Below are 21835 nucleotides of genomic sequence, written 5' to 3'. Positions count from 1 at the left end.
TCGTCTGAGGTTGTGAAGAGCAGCTTAGCATCCTCCGACCAGAATGCCAGCGGCGCAAGCGACGACGCGAACGGATCCGTTGAGGAAAGGCGCGCGCTACATTCCCGACAGCTTGGTGACATACACATTGAGCGAGCCGCCGGCTTCGGCGACGATGCGCAGCGTCTTGGAATCGAAGGCGATGTCGGCGAGAGTGAGGCTGTCGATCTTGGCATCGACCTTGAGGCCGTCCTCGTTCTTCTGGTAGTCGGCGATCGCGGCCGCGATCTTCTCACGGGCGTTGGCGGCGATCGGCTTCAGGTCGAGAGACGCCTTCTGCACCAGCGCCTGCTGCATCTGCGGCACGACCGCGCGCGCCGCCGCGCCGAGCAGGCCGAAGGCCGCCTCGGATTCCACCGCGAGCTGGATATCGGCGAGTCGCAGCGTCTGCTGCGCCTGGTCGAGCATCGGCCGGCCCCAGATATGCACGGTCGCCTCCGCGCCGAGACCGAGCCAGCTCTTCTTCTCCTTGGCGCGGACCAGGAGCGAGATCAGCAACCGCTCGCCCGACGGGACCACGTTGACGCTTTTCACGGTGACATCGACCGGACCGGAGCCGTCCTCGGGATAGGTGTGGCCGACCATCTGCGCCGCGATCAGCTTGTTGATCTCGGTGAAGGGCACGTCGATCGGCACGCCGATGTTCACGCCGGTGCCGGTCGGCGGCACGATCGAGATCTTGTCGGGGAACGGACAGTCCGGCTTGGACGGTGTCGAGATCACGCGCGTCTCGAGCTCGAGGCCAAGCAGCAGCGTCACGTTCTGTGCGTCGACGCGCGGCTGCGCCGCGGTGGCGCGGGTCGGCTTCATCTCGAGCCAGAGCGGCGGCAGCGCGGCGGAAGACCCCGAGCCTTGCAGCGGAATCGAGCGGCAGGCCTTGGCCCATTGTAGCTTCGCATTCTCCCGCAGCGACGGATCGTTGCGGATGCGCTCGGAGACGATGTTGATCTGCTCGCCGACGTTCTTGTCGATCAGCGGCTTCACCTGCGCCGGCACGTTGACCTTGGCGCCGGCGACGTTGAGGTTGGTGTCGCCGAGATTGACCTGGGCGCCGAGATTGGGCTCGAGATGCCAGTTCGCGGCGAGCTTCGGGCGCGAGGTGATGACCACGTTACCCTTGATCTCGGCGCTGGCATTCAGGTTCTTGATGTTGACCGCGCCGATTCGTTTCGCCGCGTCACCGCCGAGCACGCCGCTGAGCGCGTCGCCGAGCGCGCCGGTGGCCTTCGAGGACAGCGATCCCGTCACGTTCAGCTTGCCGCTGAGTGGCGTCGAGATCGTCAGCACGTCCTTGTCGCCGGCAGCCGCCATCGGCCCGCGTACGGCGGACCAGCCGATGTCGGCGTTCTCCAGGATCTGCGAGATCGGGTTCTCGGCCTTCCCCGCGAAATTACGCGGCGCGGCCTTCTCGGCCTGCTCGCGGATCGCCGACACCGCGATGGCGACCGGTGCGATCACGATCGAGCTCTTGGAGGCGGGCGGCAGCGGCGGCAGTTGCGCGACCGGAGGCGCGGAATTGGTCGCGCGCGGCGACAGCCAGTCCATCGCCTTCAGGCTGATGAAGAACGACGCCGCGAGCACCGCGATGGCGATCAGGATAGTCTTCAAGTTCAGCGTTAGTCGCATCAATCCCCCAGGCCGCCCGGAGCGGAAGTCTACAGGGCAGGCGAGGAGGGCGCTAGCCTAGCGCGTGGGCGCCGGGGCGCTACGATCAACGAAAAGCAACCCTGCAATGGCAAGCATGACAGCGCCAAGGATGCCTTCTTGTAGCTTGGCAAACCAGGCGTTGCGGGAAAGCCAGCCGCCAATGCTGGAAGCGCCAGCGGCGATGCCGACATAGACGACGCAGCCAAGGGTCTTCGAGACTACTGCAAGAATCAACAGTTGTTCCCAGACCGGACCAACAGTGTGATCAGTGAATTGGGGCAGGAACGCCGTCATAAACAGGAAGACCTTCGGGTTGAGCAGGTTCGTAGTGAAGCCCTGTATGAAAGCAGCTCGGTGTGCGCCTGCCGGCGCCGCGCGTGCTGTATTCTTATCGAGGCGAATACTCCGCCAAAAAGCGCGAACACCAAGGTATGCTAGGTAAGCCGCACCGAGCAATCTCACGGCGGAGAACAGTTCCGGTGAATGCTGGAAGATTTCGGCGAGACCTAGAACAACAAGCGGTATTTGGATGAATCCGGCAAAGAATGTCCCCAAGACGCTCATGAAGGCAGCTCTAAAGCCTTGCGTCATGCCGCGCGTGAGCGTCAACATCATGTCCGGACCTGGAGTAATGTTCAGCACCAGCGATGCAAGGGTGAACGCGAGCAGAACGTGAGCGTTGAACATAGAAAGGGATACCGTGAAAAGGAATGAGCAGTATGAGATAAGTAGTGCGGAGGCCGACTGTCAATCCATTCATCGGTTCAACCCGCATTGGGGCGAGCGTCTTTCGTACGCCCCTTAGGAATGTGGCTAGGCACTCACGTCCGCATGATCGCAGCGAGCGCAACAGCCAAGTGTCGGCAAGCCATCTTGAACAAAGCTGTGGGGCCCATCCTGAGATTAGCCGCGCCGGGGACGGCGGACGGCTCTCACATTGCCGCGATTTCCCCCGCCGCAGAACAAGTGATCGCCGCCGTCGGACTCGAGCCCTGAGACCATGGTACCTGAAGGCAGGTCGAGCTGCTCCAGCACCTTGCCCGTCTCGGGGTCGATCCGCCTAATGTCGCTGTCCTCGCCTTCCCAGGTGCCGTGCCAGAGCTCCCCGTCGACCCACGTCACCCCGGTGACGAAGCGCTTGCTTTCGATGGTGCGGAGAATCTTTCCCGTCTGGGGATCGACCTGATGGATCTTGCGCTCCCGATACTGTCCGACCCAGAGCGAGCCCTCGGCCCAGGCCAATCCGGAATCGCCGCCGCCGCCGGGGGCAGGGATGGTGGCGAGCACCTTGCCGGTCGCAGCGTCAATCTTCTGGATGCGGTCCTCGGCAATCTGAAACAGGTGACGGCCGTCGAACGCCGTTCCGGCATGCGCGGCGACATCGATGGAGCGGGCGATCTTGCCATCGGCCGGATCGACCGCGTTCAATCTGTCGCCGGACGCGAACCAGACATGGGTGCCGTCATAGGTGACGCCATGCACGGCTTCGACGCCCGCAAAGGGCCCGTATTCCCTGACGATCTCGGCGGCTGAACGTTTCATCTGCTCGGTCCCTGTGGCGTGAATCCCACCTTACGTCTTCAGGAGCGGTCCGGGGAGTAACAAGCCTGTCGGGAAACCCGGGACGGGCGGCGTCATCCAGCGCCGCGCCCGTCCGTGGCCGAAGGACTGCACCTTGTTCGATCGCGCCAGCTCTTCGAGAGCGCGTTGCACGGTGCGCGCGCTCGTTCCCAGCGTCAGCGCGAGCGCCGAGCTCGACCAGGGCTCGCCGTCGGAAAGGAAGGCGAGCACATTGGCGTGCTTCTCCTCGACGGGCCGTGCGAGGACGAGAACCTGCCACGTGTTGTGCGGCGTCAGCGCAAAACCTTGGCTGGTCGCGCTGACATCGGCGAGGGGCTTGAGCTTGGTGCGGAGCCGCCCGATTTCGACACGCAGGCGGGCGCGATGCGATTCATCGACGTGCCTTGCCTGAAACGCTCCCGTGATCAACGCTTCGCGCGAGACATCGGCGGGCCAGGCCTGCGCCAGGATGCGGGCGAGCGCGAACAGCACCGGCCGCCTTCCGAGCGGCACGAGGATGCCTCGTCTGCGAACCGCGTGATGGAACGTGTCCACCACGAGCGCCTCCGATGTCGCGAGGTCCTCGACCTCGTTGAGCAGCAACTGCCGTTCGTGCCCGCGCGTGATCAGGCGCGCTGCGGGCGTGTCGAGCACGTGGCTCGCGCTTTCGACCTCGGCTGCAAGCGCTGGAATGCCGGCCTGCCGTGCTGCGCTCGCCGCGCGCCCGAGCGCCGCGCGCGCGTCTTTGGTTCGGAGCCGCCTGATGGCGATGCCGGCGATCACGAGCTCACGGGCGACCTGCGAAGCCGGGGACGACGGCGTGGAGTTGATATCGGCCAGCGTGCGTTCGGCGTCATCGAGGCGCCCGAGAAGGAGAAGTCGGCGCGCCTCGATGTGACCCGCATGGGCGGCGTTGGCGAGGTCACCGTGGCTTGCGAGCGTCGCTCGCGCGGCCGCGAGCGTGTTGGCCGGCCAATTCAGGTCGCGCGAGACGAGTGCGATCTCGGCCTCCGCCACCACGCACCTGGCCCGCGCCACCGCCTCTCTCGGGCCGAAGGCGCGTGCGGCGCTGCGCAGCAATGTCTTTGCCTTTGCGAGATCGCCGAGCTGCGCCATCGCGATACCGCGCAGCGCCAGCGAAGGTGCATCGTTGCGCAGTGCGACGCGGTTCAGCGCGCCCAGCGGATCGCCGGCTTGGAGCGCGCGGGCCGCCGCCGTGATCAGCGACTCCATTCAAATCCCGCCACACTTGTTACTCCCACCACGCAACCGTCCGGTGCGAGAGATCGTTGACGGCCGACAATGTGCGGCGAGGGACGAGCGGTTCCGGATCTCGCATCGCGAGATACGGAACGGCCGCCCGGGAAAAGTTGGAGAGCCATGATGACATCAGCTGACAACGCAGGAAACCAAGGACAGGCCGCCATGCAAACACCGCCGGTGGTGTCGCCGCAGGACTGGGAGGCCGCCCGTCAGCAACTGCTCGTGAAGGAAAAGGCGCATACCCGTGCCCGCGACGCCCTGGCCGCCGAGCGCCGGCGCATGCCGTGGATGGAAGTGACGAAAACCTATGCTTTCGAGGGGCCCGGCGGCAAGGTCAGTCTGCACGACCTGTTCCAGGGCCGGCGGCAGCTGATCGTCTACCGCGCCTTCTTCGAGCCGGGCGTGTTCGGCTGGCCGGATCATGCCTGCCGCGGCTGCTCCATGGTGGCCGACCAGGTCGCCCATGTCGCGCATCTGAATGCCCGCGACACCACGCTGGTGTTCGCCTCGCGCGCACCGCAGGCCGATATCATCAGGCTGAAGCAGCGGATGGGCTGGACCATGCCATGGGTCACCGTCACCGACAGTTTCGATGCCGATTTCGGCGTCGACGAATGGCACGGGACCAACGTGTTCTTCCGCGATGGCGACCGCATCTTCCGCACCTACTTCGTCAAGAGCCGCGGCGACGAGCAGATGGGCGGCACCTGGAATTACCTCGACATCACGCCGCTGGGACGGCAGGAGGTCTGGGAGGATTCGCCGAAGGGCTATCCGCAAACGCCCACCTACAAATGGTGGAACTGGCACGACAGCTACACCGAAGGTGCGGCACCCGACAAGAAATGGGTCGAGATCTCGACCGCCGGCGAGAAGGCTTTTCGCGAGGAGGCCGCGGAAGGACGTGACTAGTCCCGTCAGCGCAACTGTCGGCGCGAGCCGCAACGGCGTGGTGGCCGCGCGCCACCTCGCCAGATGGCTGGGGCTGGTGGCGACCCCGACCTTCGCGATCATGGCCGTGCTGACGGCCATGCTCGATGGTCCGGCCGACATGCTGTGCGGCTCCGGACATGGGGCGATGCTCGGAGGGATGGTGCCGATGTATCTTTTGATGAGCGCGTTTCATTCGGCGGCGTGGCTGAGGCTGATTGCAGAGCGGTGAAGTCGGTAGCTCTACCGCGAAGCCGCCTGCAAATAGGCAACGACCTTCGCCGCTTCCTCCGCCGAGACGCCGCCATAGGGCTGCATCTTGTTGCCGGATACGACTTCGTCCGGCTTGACCATGAAGCGGGTCAGTTTGTCCTGGTCCCAGACGAAGCCGGCTTCCTTCATCGACGAGGAATAGTTGTAGTTCGGCAGCGAGCCGGCCTTGCGTCCAACGATCTTATTGAGGTTGGGGCCCAGACGATTGTCGCCCTCCTTCACCGAGTGGCAGGTGCGGCAGGAATTGTTGAAGGCCTGCTGGGCTGCGTCGGCACTCCCAGGCTGCTGTGCGAGCGAGGCGGGCGCGGTCAACAGCAGTGCCACTGCGCCGGCGATCGCGCGGAGCCAAGTGCCTTGCGGCGATTGCGGACGTGATTGCATTCGCGCCTCCATCGGGGATCGCGCCGCAGCACGCGCGCGCATCGGGATGCCGAGGGCAAACGAAGACGGCCCCGGTGGGTTCCGGGGCCGTTTGCGTCACAATGTCCTGTCGCTTACCGCGTCGCGGCGCCGAGATCCGCGCGGCGTTCCGTCATCGGCAGCACGATCACCTTGGTGCCGACGTTGACGCGGGAGTAGAGGTCCGCGACGTCGTCATTGGTCAGGCGGATGCAGCCGGAGGAGACGTGCTTGCCAATGGTGTCGGGCGCGTTGGTGCCGTGGATGCGGTAGATGGTGCCGCCGAGATACATGGCGCGGGCGCCGAGCGGGTTGCCGGGGCCGCCGGCCATATGGCGCGGCAGATAGGGCTGGCGGGCGATCATTTCCGGCGGCGGGGTCCAATCCGGCCACTCGGCCTTCTTGGTCACCGACTGGGTACCGGACCAGGTGAAGCCGTCGCGGCCGACGCCGATGCCGTAGCGCATCGCCTGGCCGTTACCGAGCACGAGATAGAGGTAGGTGTTGGGTGTATCGATGATGATGGTGCCGGGCGCCTCGCGCGTCGCGTAGGAGACGGACTGGCGACGGAAGCGGGCCGGCGTTTCGACGGCGTCCTGATCTTCGGACGGCGCGGCCTGATAGGGCGTGGCTTGATAAGGCTGATACGGCTGCGGCGCCGCGATCGGCGGCAGCGGCTGGAAGAACGGGAAGAGCTGCACCGGCGCGGCCTTCACCGGGCCGGCGAACGCGATCGCGGTCACAGCCACTGCACCAAACGCAACGGCGCGCGAATAAGTCTTCAACGTCTCCAGATTGATCATTGGTCGCCCCTGTTTGCGCCGTGTTTCTTGGTCGCCCCGGCACCGTTTCGGTGCTCTGTTGCCTAGATCACTAACGACAAGAAGTTTCGGGACGTTTGCGCGGAAAACCGAAAACGGTTTCATGGCGGAAAGGATTGTTTCATGACGGTTTCGTGGCTGAGCGGACCCGTTAACGAACAAAACAGCGGGCCGACACTTCCATGACGTCACACGCCTGAAATATCCGTGGTTGATGGTCCTAAGCCGAGAATCATAAAAATCTCGGAATTTCCCCATGCGGGTATTAATCGCGACTGACGCCTGGCATCCGCAGGTCAACGGTGTGGTCCGGACGCTGACCTCGCTGGCTGGCGCGGCCAAGGCATTGGATGTCGAGATCGACTTCCTCACGCCGGACGGCTTTCGGTCATGGCCGTTGCCGACCTATCCGGGGCTGCGCGTTGCGCTGCCGAGCGGCAAGGAGATTGCACGGCGGATCGAGAAGGCGGCGCCCGAGGCGCTGCACATCGCGACCGAAGGGCCGATCGGCTGGGCGGCGCGGGCTTATTGCCGCCGCAACCGGCTCGCCTTCACCACCTCCTACACCACGCGGTTTCCCGAATATGTCTCGGTGCGAACCGGCATCCCCGCGAGCGTCGGCTACGCCGTGCTGCGCCACTTCCACGATGCCGCCGCGATGACGATGGTGGCGACGCCCTCGCTGCGGCAGGAGCTCTCCGAGCGCGGCTTCAAGCGGCTCGGCTTCTGGACCCGCGGCGTCAACACCGAACTGTTCCATCCTGAGTCTCCGGCCAGGCTCGATCTGCCTGGGCCGATCTTCATGACAATGGGCCGCGTGGCGGTGGAGAAGAACCTCGAGGCGTTCCTCTCGCTCGACCTGCCCGGCACCAGGGTCGTCGTCGGCGACGGGCCGCAGAAGGCTGCGCTCGAAAAGAAATATCCCGATGTGGTCTTCCTCGGCGAGAAGAAGGGCGCCGATCTGACCGCGCATCTCGCCGCCGCCGACGTGTTCGTATTTCCGAGCCTGACCGACACGTTCGGCGTGGTTCAGCTCGAAGCGCTCGCCTGCGGCACGCCGGTTGCGGCGTTTCCGGTGACGGGTCCCAAGGACGTCATCGCCGATCATCCGATCGGCGCGATCGACCATGATCTGCGCGCCGCGTGTCTGCGCGCACTCACCATGTCGCGCCAGACTTGCCGCAATTTCGCGCTGGAGCGCTCCTGGGAAAACAGCGCGCGCCAATTCGTCGGCAACCTCACTTCACTTCAGCCCAGTCGCGTCCTGCGCGCTTCGCCCCGCATGGCGCGGCGTGCGGTGCGCGGTTGATCTCAAACGCTTGAACCACAGCGAGAACATCATCGATGGCTAAGATCATGAACCTTGACGGCACCCAGCAGCTCGACCTCACCCGTGGCACGGTCGAGCAGGCTTATGATCGTTGGGCACCGGTCTACGACCTCGTGTTCGGAGGCGTGTTCGCCAAAGGCCGGCAGGCCGCGATCGCGGCCACCAACAAAATCGGCGGCCGGGTGCTCGAGGTCGGCGTCGGCACCGGCATCTCGCTGCCGCTCTACGCGCCGCATCTGCGCATCTTCGGCACCGACATCTCGGAGGCGATGCTCGACAAGGCGCGCCAGCGCGTCGCCGAGGGCGGCCTAGAGCACGTCGAGGGCCTCGCGGTGATGGATGCCGAGAAGCTCGAATTCCCCGACAATTCCTTCGACGTCGTGATGGCGCAATACGTCGTCACCGCCGTGCCGAATCCGGAAGTCGCGCTGGACGAATTCGCCCGCGTCCTGCGTCCGGGCGGCGAGTTGATCATCCTCACCCGCGTCAGCGCCGATACCGGCATGCGCCGCTTCATCGAGCAGAAGTTGCAGCCGGTGGTGCGTCCGCTCGGCTTCCGCACCGCCGAGTTCGCCTGGTCGCGTTATGCCAAATGGCTCGCCGGCGCCGACGGCATCGAGCTCGCCGAGCGCCGCCTGATTCCGCCGCTCGGTCACTTCTCGCTGGTGCGCTTCCGCAAGATCGACGTCGCCAAAGCGGCGTAACCCAAGCTCACGCGTGCGTCACCGCGTCGCTGCACATCGTCACATGACAAAATGATGATGTCACACGGCCTACATCGAATCTCTGTAAATCCTGAACCCGAAAGCATTTGGGGGAGAGCATGATCAAGAACTATCTCGAGCAGCTGCGGATCCAGCGCTGGGACGACCATCGCTACTATCACCACAGCCGCATCAATCAGAGCCTGCATTTCGTGAGCGCGCTGAGCTTCCTGTTCGCCTATGTCTGGCTGTTCATCGATCCCATGATCTCGGCGCTAGTCGGCTGGCTGGTCTCGATGACCTCGCGCCAGGCGGGTCACTTCTTCTTCGAGCCGCACGGCTACGACCAGATCAACCAGGCGACGCACGAGCACAAGGAAGAGATCAAGGTCGGCTACAATCTTCGGCGCAAGGTGGTGCTGATGTCGATCTGGGCGGTGTCGCCGCTGGTGCTGCTGGTCGATCCCACGCTGTTCGGACTGTTCACGCCCTGGGCGGGCGCGACCGATTTCATGCGGCAGGTCGCCAAGGTCTGGCTCGTCGTCGGCGGCGGCGGTCTGATGTTCCGCACGGTGCACTTGTTCTTCATTCGCGACGTCGAGACCGGCCTCGTCTGGATGACGAAGATCCTGACCGATCCCTTCCACGATTTGATGCTCTACCGCAACGCGCCGCTGGCGCTGATGCGCGGCGAGCTGATGGACCCCGGCCTGCACCTCAACCCCGAGCACACGCTGGGCCTGATCGGCGAGCCCACGCTTGAAGAGCGGCACGCCTGAGCGCCGCGATCTCACCAAGGCTTCCGATGTCTGGCGGTTGCGTCATGCCCGGGCTCGTCCCGGGCATCCACGTCTTGCGGCTTTCGCGCGGAAGCGCGTGGATGGCCGGGACGGGCTCGGCAATGACGGCATTGGCGGACTTGGCCTCAGCGCGCGAAACGCCTGGCCAGCATCTCTTTCAGGATCTGCCGCTTGATAGCCTTGTTGGTGAAGACGCCATCGTGCCACCAGAAGCCGTCGGCCTTCATCTTCTCGGCCGCGCGGACGAAACGCTCGGCGACCTCGGTGAAATCGGCATCGGTGTAGTTCAGGCTGAAGATCAGCCGGCCGGTGCCGACCCAGCTCAGGGACAGGCCTTCGGCGCGCAGGTAATACTGCAGCATCCAGTTGTAGCGGGATGGCGTGGTGTATTTCACCGTCCAGATCGAGGAGAAGTTGGCGAACCGCACCGGCAGGTCCGCGCCCTCCATCATCCGGTTGAGCTTTTGCGCGCGCTCGTTCCAGGTCTCGTCCAACCCGTCATAGACGGCGCGGAAGTTCGGGCTGGCGAGCCGGCTCAGAAATTCGTCCATCGCCGTCATGACGTAGGGGTGCGAGTTGAAGGTGCCGCGGGCGAAGCAAACGTCGGCGGGGCGATCGTCGCGGAAGCGGCGCATCAGCTCGCGTCGGCCGCAGACCACGCCGACCGGCAGGCCGCCGGCGAGGCTCTTGCCGTAGGTCACCATGTCGGCCTTGATGCCAAAGTATTCCTGGGCGCCGCCTGCGGCGAGGCGGAAGCCGACGAAGACCTCGTCGAAGATCAGCACGATGCCGCGTTGGTCGCAGACCTCGCGCAGCTTCTTGAGCCATTCCGTATAAGCCGCGCGATCGAAATTGCCGCCGCGGGAGGAATCAACCAGCGAGGAGTCGCCGGGCGCGTTGCCATTCGGATGCAGCCCCTGCAGCGGGTTGACCAGCACGCAGGCGATGTCCTTGCGCGTCCGCAGCACGTGCAGCGTCTTCTCCGACATCTCGGCGAGGGTGTAGGTCTCGTGCGCGGGAATCGGATTGCCGACTCCGGGCTGCACGTCGCCCCACCAGCCGTGATAGGCGCCGGCGAAGCGGACGAGATGGGTGCGCCTGGTGTGGTAGCGCGCGAGCCGCACCGCCTGCATCACGGCTTCGGTGCCGGACATATGGAAGGAGACTTCGTCGAGGCCCGAGATCTGGCACAGCCGCGCCACGTTCTCGAGGATGACGGGATGGTAGGGGCCGAGCACCGGTCCGAGCGCGTGCGCGCGCTTCTCGGAGCCCTCGATGCATTCCTTGTAGAAGTCGTTGCCGAAGATGTTGACGCCGTAGGACCCCGTGAGGTCGTAGGAGGTGTTGCCGTCGACATCCGTGACCGTGACGCCGCGCGACGACTCCACGAAGGTCGAGGTGCCCAGATGCTCGCGAACGAGGCGCGAGAACTGGAACGGCACGCGGTAGCTCTCGGTGAAGTGCAGGTCGGAGATCTTCTCCGCCGCCTCCCTCGTCATCGCGCGGCCCTTGGGGTAGCGCTCGGCGTAGAGACACGCGAGACGGAAGAAGCCGTCCTTGCGCTGCGTTGCGACGTTCGCCGGCGCGCCGTCGCAGGCGAAATACGCATCGCCTTCGAATTCGTAGAACGGGAGCAGCCTCGCCACCCGGCGGGACATCTTGGAATGTCCCGCGAGCGAGCGGTGCTTGGCGCGGGACAATTCGAGCCGCGCCTTGATTTTCGGGAAGGCGGCGGCAGCGGACGCTGCGGCGGCCACGGACAAAGAAAGAATCGGGAGTGTCGTTTCCATGACAACAAGCGCTAATACTGCGAGCTGACAGATTCATGACAGTCAAAGCCCTCATCGCCTCTTTCACCCAGCAGGAAGACCTCAACTTCCTGTTGACCAACCGCATCCCCCGCGCCGCGCTGACCCGCTTCATGGGCTGGTTCTCCAAGATCGAGAATCCGCTGGTGCGGGACGGCTCCATCGCGCTGTGGAAGCTGTTCTCCGACCTCGATCTGTCGGAGGCGCGCAAGACCCATTTCAGGAGTCTGCACGACTGCTTCACCCGGGAGCTCAAGCCCGGCTTGCGGCCCTTTGATCCGGACCCCTCCATTGTCGCCAGTCCGTCCGACGGCATCGTCGGCGCCCATGGCCGGATCGCCGACACCGAGCTGTTCCAGGTCAAGGGCGCGCCGTACTCGCTGCTCGATTTGCTCGGAGACTCCGTGCTGGTCGACCAGCACCGCAACGGCTCCTTCGTCACGCTGCGGCTGACCTCGAGCATGTATCACCGCTTCCACGCGCCCTTTGACGCGCATATCGAACGCGTCACGCTGATCCATGGCGATGTCTGGAACGTCAACCCGATCGCGCTGAAGCGGGTCGAGCGTCTGTTTTGCAAGAACGAGCGCGCGGTGATCCGCACGCGTTTGCCGACGGGCGAAGCCGTGACGCTGGTACCGGTCGCCGCGATCCTGGTCGCAAGTATCCGTCTGCACTTCCTCGACATGGTGCTGAATGCGCAGACCACGGGGCCGGTCAATTTCCCCTGCGACGTCAACGTGAGCAAAGGCGAGGAGCTCGGCTGGTTCGAGCATGGCTCGACCATCATCATCCTCGCGCCCGGCGATTTCACCTTCTGCGACGGCATCGCCGAAGGCACGCGTATTCGCGCAGGTCAAGCGCTGCTGAGGAAAAACTAGCCTTCAATCTGCCGCGTCGGCTGCCTATATCGTTCGTGGGGACGTTTCTGCGACGACGGATTGGGTGATGGCACGGGCGCCGGTCATGGCGGCGGGTGGTATTGTGCTGCGGCGAGGTGCGCCGCCGCTGATTGCCGTCGTGCGCCAGCGCAAGCGCAACGAATGGGTCTTGCCCAGGGGCAAGCTCGACGACGGCGAAACGCCGAGAGAAGCCGCGCATCGCGAAGTGCTGGAAGAGACCGGTCACGACGTCACCATCCACGAATTTTTGGGCACACTCGTCTACCAGTCGGGCGGACGTTCAAAGGTCGTGCATTTTTGGCGCATGGAGGCCGGGGACGGTCCGGTCCGCAAGCTGATGAACGACATCAAGGCCGTCGACTGGCTGACGCTGGAAGACGCGCTCGGGCGCCTGTCGCGCGAGGACGAGCGCGTGTTCCTGACCCAGGTTGGCCCGATCGCGCTCGCGGCCGCTGGGCTTGCGCCGGGGGATGCCGACGTCAGATCGCCGCTCGCGACCGAGGATGTCGATGCAGCCTTGCAGACGCTGACGCCAGCCGAAGCGGCTTCGGTCGGCGAGTTGCGGCACGGTCTGTTGCAGAAGGTGAAGGCCTGGCTGCGCGGTGAGGCGTGAGTTTTCTTCACCTCGCCCCGCGTTGACGGTGCACCCTCTCCCACAAGGGGCGAGGGGTGTCTCTCCACGCGCGAAGCTGTCGCAATGGATTCGCGGTGAGAACCCCTCATCCGGCGCTTCGCGCCACCTTCTCCCACAAGGGGAGAAGGAAGAAAGTCATCGCCGCTCCTTCTCCTTCGGAACTGGCGCTGGCCTTCGCGGCGCTACGGGACGTTGCGCGGCGGGGAGGCGCTGCTGGAATCCGCCCGGGCGCTGCATGCCCGGAGGTTGAGCGGCGGGCGGCTGCCCCGGCTGCATGCCGGTGCGCGGAAGTTGCGGCTGCACGTGGGGCTGCTGCTGCGTTCCGGCCGGCTGCTGCGGCGCGACTCCGCCGGGCTGCGTCGGAATCTGTCCACCGCGCTGCGGCTGGTTTTGTGGCCTGCCGTCAGGCTGCGTGCCTTGACCGGCGCGCGGTAGGCCTGCCGGACGTCCCGCGCCTTGCTTCTGGCCTTGTTGCTGCTGACCCTGACCCACGCGCGGCGTACCGGGCTGCACGGCGCCGCCTTGGCCCGGCGCTTGGCCCTGCCGCTGCGGCGGCTGGCTGCCTTGACCGCCTGGCGTGCCTGGCTGTTGCTGCCCCGGACGGTTGTTCTGACCGGGCTGACCGTTCGGCCGCTGGGGCTGTTGCGGCTGTTGTCCTGGCGCCGTGTTTGGCCGCAATTGTTGCTGTTGCGGCGGCTGGAACGGCCGCGGAATGCGCGGGCTCGCGGTCGGATTGGCGCGGCGGAAGTCGCGCTGCTCGGTGACGATCTGCCGGCCCGTGGTCTGCGCCAGATGCACCTGGCTGACGAAGCCGCGGTCGCGCGCGATCTGCTGTGGTGCGATCGTGATCGGCACCGCGGCAAAGCGCATGACGCCGGCCGCGGCTGCGCCCGGCCGGATCGCAAAACCGCTCGCGCCTTGCGTCAGCGCGCCGAGCCGCGTCCCGCTCGTGCGGTCGTCGACGTCGATGTGTCCGACCCGGCCGTCGGCGTCGGGATAGAGCTTGATGTTGACGTTGTTGGTCTTGTTCGCGGCCGCGCCTTCCGGCACGTCGACGACGCCCGTGGTGCCGCGGATGCCCAGCGTCGCCGTCGGCGTCGTGATCTTCATGTTGCCGGTCTTTGCCACCGCCGCCGCGACGAAGGCGACCGTGCCCTTGCCGATGTCGAAGATGCCTGCGTTCTGCTTGCCGCCGTCCTCATAGACGTAAGTGTCGATGGTGATTTTTGCGCTGGCCGAGAGGTTGAACGTGGTCGCGTCGTTGAAGGTGATGCCGAGCGATGAGTTCGACGAAGTCTGCACGACGTCGTTGAGAAAGATGTCGTCGCGCACGCGCAGCGGATAGGAATTTTTGTCGCGGATCACGGTCGCGATGCCCGTCACCGTCGCGACGTTGCCGATCGGCTCGACGGCGGCGGGCTGCGCGTCGGTCGGGGGAGCGGGTGAAGCCGATGGCGTCGGCGAGGGGGCGGGCGACGGCTGCGCTTCTGGCTGCGCCTGCGCAAGCTCGATCGCATCGGATGCGAACGCAACGCTCGCCCCGGCCGGCGGCAACGCCAGCAGCGCAAGCGCGAACATGAAGCGGCGCCAGGCTACGATAAATGTCACGAAGAGTCCCGGTGAGAAACGCGAGGCGAGATCGACCGATATCAGCCGCGTACAGCTGAACGGCGGATGAATGTCTATCGCACGGGGGCGGCGAACGTTCAAATGGTACGCGACGTTAGCTTGTGGCCAAGCCTCTCCACCGTCATGGCCGGGCTTGTCCCGGCCATCCACGCCTTTAAGCGCGGGACTAAGAGCGTGGATGCCCGGGACAAGCCCGGGCATGACGAAGAATGTGCATGTGTTGGAGACGACATCTGCGGCGTCAGCTCACGCGCTTCCAGGTCTGGCCGCCGCAGAACATGCCGCCGAAGGCGCAGCCCTGCACACGCATTGCATTCGGGCCCTTCATCGCGATCGTCGAGTCGTAATTGCGGCCGGAGTCGGGATCGTGGATGCGCCCGCTCCACTTCGCGCCGTCGGGCTTCATGTTGATCAGGATGCGCTCATTGGTCTTCGCGGCGTAGCCGCAGAGATTGACGCCGCACTGTTCGACGCGGACATTGCCCTTGTTCTCTTCGGTGGCCCAGACGCCGATCGGCGTGTTGGCAACCGCAACAGGCGCGGCGGCGACCGGAGCCGGAGCGGGGGCCGGAGCAACCGCGACGGCCGCGGGCGCAGCAGCGGGCGCGGTCTGCGTCGTGGCGTCGTAGCCGGTGGACGGAGCAGCGGCAACCGTCGTGCTCGGTGCCGCGATAGCGGGCGCTGCCGGCGCGGTCGCCTGCACCGGGGCCTGCTGCACGGGCTGCTGCACCGGAGCCGGCGCCGGCTGCGCGGTCGTGGCCGGAGCCGGCGTGGTGTCGACGTCGTCGTCCTTGGAGCTGGAGCCAAGGCCCTTGAGGTTGATGTTGTTCAGCTTGATCGGCTTGTCCGACAGGCCCGGCGCCACGATGGTCACGCAATTGAGCGAGGCGCAGTTGCGCGGCGTCTCGATGCGGATGTTCTGGCCTTCGATCTGGAACGAGATCGCATTGCCGGCATGCGCGGCGGCCGTGGACGCGAGGAAGAGAGCGGTGGCGGCGATGGTGAGCTTGTTCATGACAACCTCCGAAGAATGTGTGGGTCTCGATGGGACTGAAGTCGCGGGTGGATGAAGCGTGGTTCGACCCTACGCCGGGCTGGTCGGGCGTTCTGTGATAGACGTCACAACGGCTCTCCTCTGCTGGGTGAGGCAGCGCACATTCAGCCGCGATTCCATCTGTGTAACGTCGTCGCCACACAGAGGGAGGCGCCGATGATGCGGCTTGTGACTTCGCTTGGCACCTTGATCGCGCTGATGGCGATTGCGCCCGCAGCCGAGGCCGGATCCTACGCGTTCTCGATCGGCGGTCATCGATTCCAGGTCGAGTCGCCCAGGAATTGCCGATCGGCTTCCTGTGTCGCGGTTTCCTCCCATCGCAGCTTTCGGCCGGTCGTCGATACGACACCGGCGCCGACGCCGGTGCTACCGCCGCCGCAGCCGCTCTATCCCGTGGCTCCGGTCAGGCCGGCGCCAGCCATTGCGGTCGCGCCTCCACCGGCGCCGGCGGCTCCTGTCCTTGCCTCGACGACGTCGCAGCCAGTTGTCCTGCCGCCGGCGCCAAGCTCCAATCCGCCACGGGTCGAGCTACCGCGGACGGATCCGCCGAAGACCGTCGCGCTCGATCCGCCGCGCATGGAGGCGCCGGTCGTTGCGCCGAGGCCGGTGCTCGAGCAGGCGGTGACGAGCCCTGAGCGCAGCGACGACGAACTCGCCTATTTGCCGCTCGGCGAATGGGAGAGCGCAGGCGCCAAGGGCACGGTTCGCATCGAACGCTGCGGACCGGCACTGTGCGGCTTCGCGCTGACGGAAGCATCGACCAGGGGCGAAAGCGTGCTCGTCAACATGAAACCGAAAACGCACGACGTCTGGACCGGCAACATCTACAGCCGCTCCAGCGGCAGCACCTATTATGCGACGATGACGCTGAAGGGCTCCGGCAAGCTTCACGTCGAAGCCTGCGCACTGGGCCATTTCTGGTGTTCCGGCAACGACTGGACGCGAGCCGAAGAGCGGCCGGAGAAGCTGATCACGACGTCGCGGCAGTGGAGCGCGCGGTCGTAAGGGAAACGTTCGATACCTCCGGCTGAAGCCGCTAGATCATGCCGAGCACGATGGCGCCGACAAAGGCCATGGCGAGGTACGCGGTGATAACGCTCAGTCTCCCGGCGAACGTCATGAGGTCGCTCCCGCTGCTCGCGCCGCCTTGCGCGAGGACGTCATGGTTAACAGAGTGTCTCTTTTCGGAAAAGTCAGCCTTGCTGTCGCTCGTCACCGGCAGGCGCTCCTGCTGGCGCGGGCTGACATGGTTAAAGAACACTGAAATCAACACGTTGAAGAGTCTTTAAGTAAATTCACCGAACGTGCGTGCATGACGCGCGGAGTTCGTTTGTATCTCGTCGGCTCCATCGTCCTTGTTTCGTTAGCGGGTTGCGGACGCGGCGTCTTCCAGGCCGAACGTGAACCGTGGCGGGCCGAGGCCGAAGCCGCATGCCTGAAATCAGGCGCGGTGAAAGAAGGGCCGGATCTCGTCCGCATCGACCCGATCTCCGGGCCAGGCATGTGCGGCGCGGAGTTTCCGCTCAAGGTCGCCGCCCTCGGCGAAGCCTCGAGCAGTTACGGCTTTGCCGATGAGGATTTGCGACCGCCCGGGAGCATCGGCAACCAGCCGCGCTGGCCGGTGACGCAGCCGCGATCGAATTACCCGCAGAGCCAGAACTATCCGCAACGCTCGAACTATCCCGAGAGCGCGGTGCGCCAGCCCTCCGGCTATGGCGCTTCCCCTGGTCCAATGCCTCTGAACGCGCCGGGCGTGGCGCAGCAGGAGGACGAGATCGACCTGCCGCCCGAGGGCACCGATGCCGCGGGCGCGTCGCGCTACATGAATGCGCCGAGCTATCCGGCACGGCCGGCGCCCTTCTCGCAGGGGCCCGCGCAGCAACCGCCGCCGCGTCTAGGTCCGGCACGGGGCGATCCCGTCACCGCCGTCGGCCCTGTTGCGATCAAGCCGGTTGCGACGCTGGCCTGTCCGATCGTGTCCGAGCTCGACCGCTGGCTTGCTGACACCGTGCAGCCCTCGGCTATGCGCTGGTTCGGCACCCGCGTCGCGGAGATCAAGCAGATCTCCGCCTATTCCTGCCGCGGCATGAACGGCAATTCGCATGCCCATATTTCCGAGCACGCTTTCGGCAATGCGCTCGACATCGCCGCCTTCGTGCTCGCCGACGGCCGCCGCGTCACCGTGAAGGATGGCTGGCGCGGCATGCCGGAAGAGCAGGGATTCCTGCGCGACGTGCAGTCGGGCGCCTGCGTGCATTTCACCACGGTGCTGGCGCCGGGCTCGAACGTCTATCATTACGATCACATCCACGTCGATCTGATGCGCCGCGCCAGCCGCCGCCTGATCTGCCAGCCCGCCGCCGTCTCCGGCGAAGAGGTTGCCGCGCGAGCGGGCGGGCGCAATCCCTATGCGAATGCGCGCGATCCCTCCGTGACCGGCTCGCTGGGGACGCGCAAGAGCATGGCGCGAAAGCACGAAGAGGACGAGTACGCCGACGACTGAGGATTGCGCGTGGCCCGTAGCCTGGATTACGGGCAGCGCAATAGGGAAGGTGTTCCCGCATTCCGCTTCGCTGGATGCGGGCTACGATCCCACGCCGGCCGGCTTCGCGCTGACCCCAGCCTGTTCAGCCGGCGTCGCGTCTTCGGCAGAGCGCATCTCGGGCGCAAAAATTTGCGCATGCGCAAATCTCTCCTAAGCCATTGAAGTCAGGAAGACAATTCTGCCGCCGCGGGGTTTTCCAGCAGTTGGCACGGTCGCTGCAATGAGGAAGCTGCCACGAAGCGGCGCTGCCGGCGCCGTGAGCCAGCGGATCCCGTCATGCAGATGCCTGTCACCCCTCCTTATTCGGATCTCGAACAGCGCGTGCTGTCGCGCATCACGGAGGAGCGCTGGCTTGAGCTCGCGTCCGAGCTGATCCGCACCGGCCAGCCCCGTTCCGGCAATCCGCTGGATCCCGATTTGCCGCCTGCCGAGGAAGAGGCGATCTCGATGCTGGTCGCGGGCAAGCTCGAAGCGCTCGGCATGGAGGTCACCAAGCACAGCGCGCAGCCGCATCGGCCGAACGTGCTCGGCGTGCTCAAGGGACGCGACGGCGCGCCTTCGCTCATTCTCAACGATCATCTCGACACCTATCCGGCCGTCGAGCCGGAGAAATGGCACATGACGGATTTCGATCCGTTCAAGGCGACGCGCCACGGCGATCTGCTCTACGCGCGCGGCACGTCCGACACGCGCGGAAATCTCGCTGCATCGTTGCTCGCAGTGCAGGCCCTGACCGAAGCGGGTGTGAAGTTCGATGGCACCTTGATGTGCTGCTACACCGTCGATGAGGAGCGGAACGGCACCGAGGGCTCCGTCTACATGCTCAACAAGGTCGGCCTGACCGCCGACTACGAGATCACCGCCGAGCCGACCGCCTGGGGTGACGTCAACAAGGATTGGGGCATGAACCTGTCGGTGGCCAATTCCGGCCACTGCCTAATCGAGCTCACCGTTCACGGGATCAAGTCGCACATCTGGCGACCGGACATCAGCGTCAACGCCATCATGGAAGCGGCAAAGCTGTTGCCTAAGTTGAAGGACATGGCGTTCACGCATGTCCCCAGCAAGTTCATGGGACATACGCCGCCCTGCTGCGCCGTGGTGCGCATTCGGTCCGGCCTGCCTGGCGAGATGCAGTTCTCGCCGGATGCCTGCACCATCACGCTCGCCGTGGTCGGCATCGTGCCCGGCATGACGTTGTCGAGCGTGATTGCGGACATCGAGCGTCTCGGACGGGACACTTTTGCCGGCGTGAACGACGTCAAGGTCGAGGTGCGCCAGGTGCCGGGCTCGCTGTTCGTCAACGCGACCGAGCCGGTGCCGGTCGAGGAGGAGCCCTGCCGCTCCCTGCGCGCGGTTTACCGGCGTCTGATGGGCCGCGAGCCCGGGGTCAACCGCAAGAACGCCTTCAATGACACGATCCGCTTCCGCGAAGCCGGAATCAATGCGGTGACGTTCGGTCCCGGAGAAGACGGCTGGGCCGTCGACAACGAGAACATCTCGATCACCAAGTCGGTGATGGCGACGCGGATCTACGCGCTGACCATCATGCAGATCCTGGGAGTGCGGACATGAGCGTCGAGGCGACCCACATGACGATTCCAATCTCGCCGGATCGCACGCGACGCGGCAGCTTGCGGCTGCGGCTTCCGAAGGTCTCGCGATCGGTGCTGCTCTCGACGTTGACCGTCGCCGTGCTGCTGGCCGGCTGGGCCATTGTCACGGAGAGAGGCTGGGCCAACGAGCTGTTCCTGCCGAAGCCGCAGGCGGTTTGGGCCGCGTTCGTCAAGACGATGACGAAGGGATATCAGGGCGCGACCCTGCTTCAGCATCTCGGCGCAAGCCTCTATCGCATCCTCACCGCCTTCACGCTGGCCTGCTTGATCGGCATTCCGCTCGGTGTCCTCATGGGCGTGTCGCGCAACGCACGCGCGCTGCTCAATCCGTTGATCGAGTTCTACCGGCCATTGCCGCCGCTCGGACTTTATACGCTGCTGGTGATGTGGCTCGGCATCGGTGAGAGCTCGAAGCTGTCGCTGCTGTTTCTTGCCGGTCTTCCGGGCATCGTCATCTCGACGATCCAGGCCGTCACCAGCGTGGACCCGGTCTATGTGCGCGCCGCCCAGTCGCTCGGCGCGACCCGGCGACACCTGCTGTTTCACGTCTATTTGCCGGCGGCGGGACCGCTGATTCTGGCCGGCATGCGCATCTCGCTCGGATTCACCTACACCGTTCTCGTCGCCGCCGAAATCGTCGCGGCATCCGCCGGCATCGGCTGGATGATCTGGGACGCCGCAAAATTCCTGCTGTCCGACGTCGTGATCATGGGGCTGATCGTGCTCGGTCTCACCGGCGTCGTGCTCGACCTCATGATGCGCGGCATCGCGAAACTGTTGATGCCGTGGGCCTGAATCCAATTCTGATCGTAGGGGAGACCTCCATGAAGAGACTGATTGCGACGCTCGCGGTTACCACGTTGGCGCTCACGGGTGCAGTCCGCGCCGAGGACAAGCCGGCGAAGGTGACCGTCGGCTATCTGAACCTCGTCAACGCGCAGCTGGTCACCAAGCATCTTGGCCTGCTCGCCAAGGAGATGCCGGGCGTCGACATCAAATACGTCAAGATCGGCGGCGGTGGCGACATGCTGCGCGCGATCGCTGGCAACGACGTCGATTTCGGCGGCCTCGGCAACCCGCCGACCGCGATCGGCGCGACGCGCGCCCTGCCGATCAAGGGCATCCTGGTGATCAACATGCTCGACTACGTCGAGTCGATGGTGGTTCGCGCCGACAAGAACATCACCTCGCTCAAGGACCTCAAGGGCAAGACCGTGGCGGCGCCGTTCGGCTCAACGACGCACTACCTCCTGCTCCAGGCGCTCAAGGACGAGGGTGTCGATCCCGCCTCGATGAAGATTCTGGACCTCGCGCCGTCGGACATCGCGGCGGCCTGGCTTCGCGGCGACATCGACGCGGCCTGGTTCTGGGAGCCGAATCTCGGCAAGGCTGTGAAGAACGGCGGCAAGATCCTCGTCACCTCGGGCGAGATGGCCAAGCGCGGCTACCCGACCTGGGACATCGGCGTCGTCATGAACACGTTCGCGGAGAAGTATCCGTCCTACGTCGACAAGTTCATCAAGGCCGAATGCGAAGGCATCGACTTCTGGCTGAAGAACCCGGAGAAGACCGCCGAGATCATCGCGGAGGAGCTTTCGCTGCCCATCGAGGACGCGCAGCGAATGATGAAGGGAACCGGGATGATCCCCTGCAACAAGCAGCTCACGGAGGAGTATCTCGGCACATCCGCGAAAAAGGGCAAGTTCGTCGACACGCTGATCTCGACCGCCGATTTCCTGGTGAAGCAGGAGCGCCTGCCGAAGCTGCTGCCGCGCGCCGACTTCGAAGCCTTCATCCAGCCCGCCTATCTGGAGAAGGTGATCGGCCGCTAGGTCGGTGCCGGCGGGTCTGCCTCGCCGGCACATTGCCAATTCCCGCAAG

The 21835-nt window shown here is 65.2% G+C and carries 22 protein-coding genes; 12 read left to right on the top strand and 10 right to left on the bottom strand.

All coding sequences use genetic code 11. The annotated features are described in order from the left end of the window. Positions 1-96: 96 nt before the first annotated feature. The 4 genes from IVA75_RS32005 to IVA75_RS31990 form a co-directional block, all read right to left on the bottom strand. Positions 97-1665 carry a DUF4403 family protein gene (locus IVA75_RS32005; RefSeq protein ID WP_247287953.1) on the bottom strand — a complete coding sequence of 523 codons (1569 nt, stop codon included), beginning with the start codon at positions 1663-1665 and terminating at the stop codon, positions 97-99. A 57-nt stretch (positions 1666-1722) separates the two neighbouring features. Next, complete coding sequence (locus IVA75_RS32000) at positions 1723-2373, bottom strand: LysE family translocator (protein ID WP_247287954.1); 651 nt, start codon at positions 2371-2373, stop codon at positions 1723-1725. A gap of 216 nt (positions 2374-2589) precedes the next feature. Continuing rightward, entirely contained in the window at positions 2590-3228 is a 639-nt protein-coding gene (locus tag IVA75_RS31995; RefSeq protein ID WP_247287956.1) for a PQQ-binding-like beta-propeller repeat protein, read from the bottom strand. A gap of 30 nt (positions 3229-3258) precedes the next feature. Further along, entirely contained in the window at positions 3259-4479 is a 1221-nt protein-coding gene (locus IVA75_RS31990) for a helix-turn-helix domain-containing protein (protein ID WP_247287957.1), read from the bottom strand. A 147-nt stretch (positions 4480-4626) separates the two neighbouring features. On the opposite strand from IVA75_RS31990, the gene IVA75_RS31985 reads away from it, so the two are divergent. Together IVA75_RS31985 and IVA75_RS31980 are read left to right on the top strand one after the other, a co-directional pair. Next, complete coding sequence (locus IVA75_RS31985) at positions 4627-5421, top strand: DUF899 domain-containing protein (protein WP_247287958.1); 795 nt, start codon at positions 4627-4629, stop codon at positions 5419-5421. Further along, the gene (locus tag IVA75_RS31980) at positions 5414-5671 is read left to right on the top strand and encodes a hypothetical protein (RefSeq protein WP_247287959.1); all 258 of its coding nucleotides are present in this window, start codon (positions 5414-5416) and stop codon (positions 5669-5671) included. The genes IVA75_RS31985 and IVA75_RS31980 overlap by 8 nt, the downstream gene beginning before the upstream one ends. An 11-nt stretch (positions 5672-5682) precedes the next feature. Here the strand turns inward: IVA75_RS31980 and IVA75_RS31975 are convergent, their stop codons facing one another. Beyond that, a complete protein-coding gene (locus IVA75_RS31975) occupies positions 5683-6093 on the bottom strand; it encodes a c-type cytochrome (RefSeq protein ID WP_247287960.1) in 411 nt (136 codons plus the stop codon). A 113-nt stretch (positions 6094-6206) separates the two neighbouring features. Then, positions 6207-6914 carry a L,D-transpeptidase gene (locus IVA75_RS31970; protein WP_247287961.1) on the bottom strand — a complete coding sequence of 236 codons (708 nt, stop codon included), beginning with the start codon at positions 6912-6914 and terminating at the stop codon, positions 6207-6209. Between the two features lie 274 nt (positions 6915-7188). On the opposite strand from IVA75_RS31970, the gene IVA75_RS31965 reads away from it, so the two are divergent. The 3 genes from IVA75_RS31965 to IVA75_RS31955 all read left to right on the top strand — a co-directional run bounded on the left by IVA75_RS31965 (position 7189) and on the right by IVA75_RS31955 (position 9745). Continuing rightward, on the top strand, positions 7189-8241 hold the full coding sequence (locus tag IVA75_RS31965; RefSeq protein WP_247287962.1) for a glycosyltransferase family 1 protein: 1053 nt from the start codon (positions 7189-7191) through the stop codon (positions 8239-8241). A gap of 35 nt (positions 8242-8276) precedes the next feature. Continuing rightward, positions 8277-8966: a methyltransferase domain-containing protein gene (locus tag IVA75_RS31960; protein ID WP_247287963.1), complete on the top strand. Its 690-nt coding sequence runs from the start codon at positions 8277-8279 to the stop codon at positions 8964-8966. A 119-nt stretch (positions 8967-9085) separates the two neighbouring features. Then, positions 9086-9745, top strand: coding sequence for a hypothetical protein (locus IVA75_RS31955; protein ID WP_247287964.1), 660 nt, complete (start codon positions 9086-9088; stop codon positions 9743-9745). Positions 9746-9891: 146 nt separating this feature from the next. Here the strand turns inward: IVA75_RS31955 and IVA75_RS31950 are convergent, their stop codons facing one another. Next, positions 9892-11556, bottom strand: coding sequence for an aminotransferase class III-fold pyridoxal phosphate-dependent enzyme (locus tag IVA75_RS31950; protein ID WP_247287966.1), 1665 nt, complete (start codon positions 11554-11556; stop codon positions 9892-9894). Positions 11557-11591: 35 nt separating this feature from the next. On the opposite strand from IVA75_RS31950, the gene asd reads away from it, so the two are divergent. Both asd and IVA75_RS31940 read left to right on the top strand, forming a co-directional pair. After that, a complete protein-coding gene (gene asd / locus IVA75_RS31945; protein ID WP_247287968.1) occupies positions 11592-12455 on the top strand; it encodes an archaetidylserine decarboxylase in 864 nt (287 codons plus the stop codon). Positions 12456-12522: 67 nt separating this feature from the next. Beyond that, positions 12523-13089 (top strand): NUDIX hydrolase, encoded by a 567-nt coding sequence (locus IVA75_RS31940; protein WP_247287970.1) that lies wholly within the window; start codon positions 12523-12525, stop codon positions 13087-13089. 156 nt (positions 13090-13245) lie between these two features. On the opposite strand, the gene IVA75_RS31935 is transcribed toward IVA75_RS31940, so the two are convergent. Next, positions 13246-14709 carry a FecR domain-containing protein gene (locus IVA75_RS31935; protein ID WP_027570671.1) on the bottom strand — a complete coding sequence of 488 codons (1464 nt, stop codon included), beginning with the start codon at positions 14707-14709 and terminating at the stop codon, positions 13246-13248. 271 nt (positions 14710-14980) lie between these two features. Then, positions 14981-15754 (bottom strand): DUF2147 domain-containing protein, encoded by a 774-nt coding sequence (locus IVA75_RS31930; RefSeq protein WP_247287971.1) that lies wholly within the window; start codon positions 15752-15754, stop codon positions 14981-14983. Positions 15755-15949: 195 nt separating this feature from the next. On the opposite strand from IVA75_RS31930, the gene IVA75_RS31925 reads away from it, so the two are divergent. Then, positions 15950-16798 carry a DUF2147 domain-containing protein gene (locus tag IVA75_RS31925; protein ID WP_247287972.1) on the top strand — a complete coding sequence of 283 codons (849 nt, stop codon included), beginning with the start codon at positions 15950-15952 and terminating at the stop codon, positions 16796-16798. Between the two features lie 31 nt (positions 16799-16829). Here IVA75_RS31925 and IVA75_RS31920 read toward each other — a convergent pair whose 3' ends face one another. Next, on the bottom strand, positions 16830-17066 hold the full coding sequence (locus IVA75_RS31920; RefSeq protein ID WP_247287973.1) for a hypothetical protein: 237 nt from the start codon (positions 17064-17066) through the stop codon (positions 16830-16832). Between the two features lie 39 nt (positions 17067-17105). On the opposite strand from IVA75_RS31920, the gene IVA75_RS31915 reads away from it, so the two are divergent. The 4 genes from IVA75_RS31915 (at position 17106) to IVA75_RS31900 (ending at position 21786) form a co-directional block, all read left to right on the top strand. Next, the gene (locus IVA75_RS31915; protein ID WP_247287974.1) at positions 17106-18296 is read left to right on the top strand and encodes an extensin family protein; all 1191 of its coding nucleotides are present in this window, start codon (positions 17106-17108) and stop codon (positions 18294-18296) included. Between the two features lie 318 nt (positions 18297-18614). After that, positions 18615-19913: a M20 family metallopeptidase gene (locus IVA75_RS31910; RefSeq protein WP_247287975.1), complete on the top strand. Its 1299-nt coding sequence runs from the start codon at positions 18615-18617 to the stop codon at positions 19911-19913. Then, a complete protein-coding gene (locus IVA75_RS31905; protein ID WP_027570676.1) occupies positions 19910-20749 on the top strand; it encodes an ABC transporter permease subunit in 840 nt (279 codons plus the stop codon). Before IVA75_RS31910 ends, IVA75_RS31905 begins: the two co-directional genes overlap by 4 nt. 29 nt (positions 20750-20778) lie before the next feature. Beyond that, positions 20779-21786, top strand: a complete 1008-nt coding sequence (locus tag IVA75_RS31900) for an aliphatic sulfonate ABC transporter substrate-binding protein (protein WP_247287976.1) — start codon at positions 20779-20781, stop codon at positions 21784-21786. The last annotated feature ends 49 nt before the right edge of the window (positions 21787-21835 follow it).

Origin of the sequence: Bradyrhizobium sp. 134 (genome assembly GCF_023074155.1) — a bacterium.
Taxonomy (GTDB): domain Bacteria; phylum Pseudomonadota; class Alphaproteobacteria; order Rhizobiales; family Xanthobacteraceae; genus Bradyrhizobium.
This window is presented reverse-complemented; position numbering and strand designations above follow the sequence as displayed.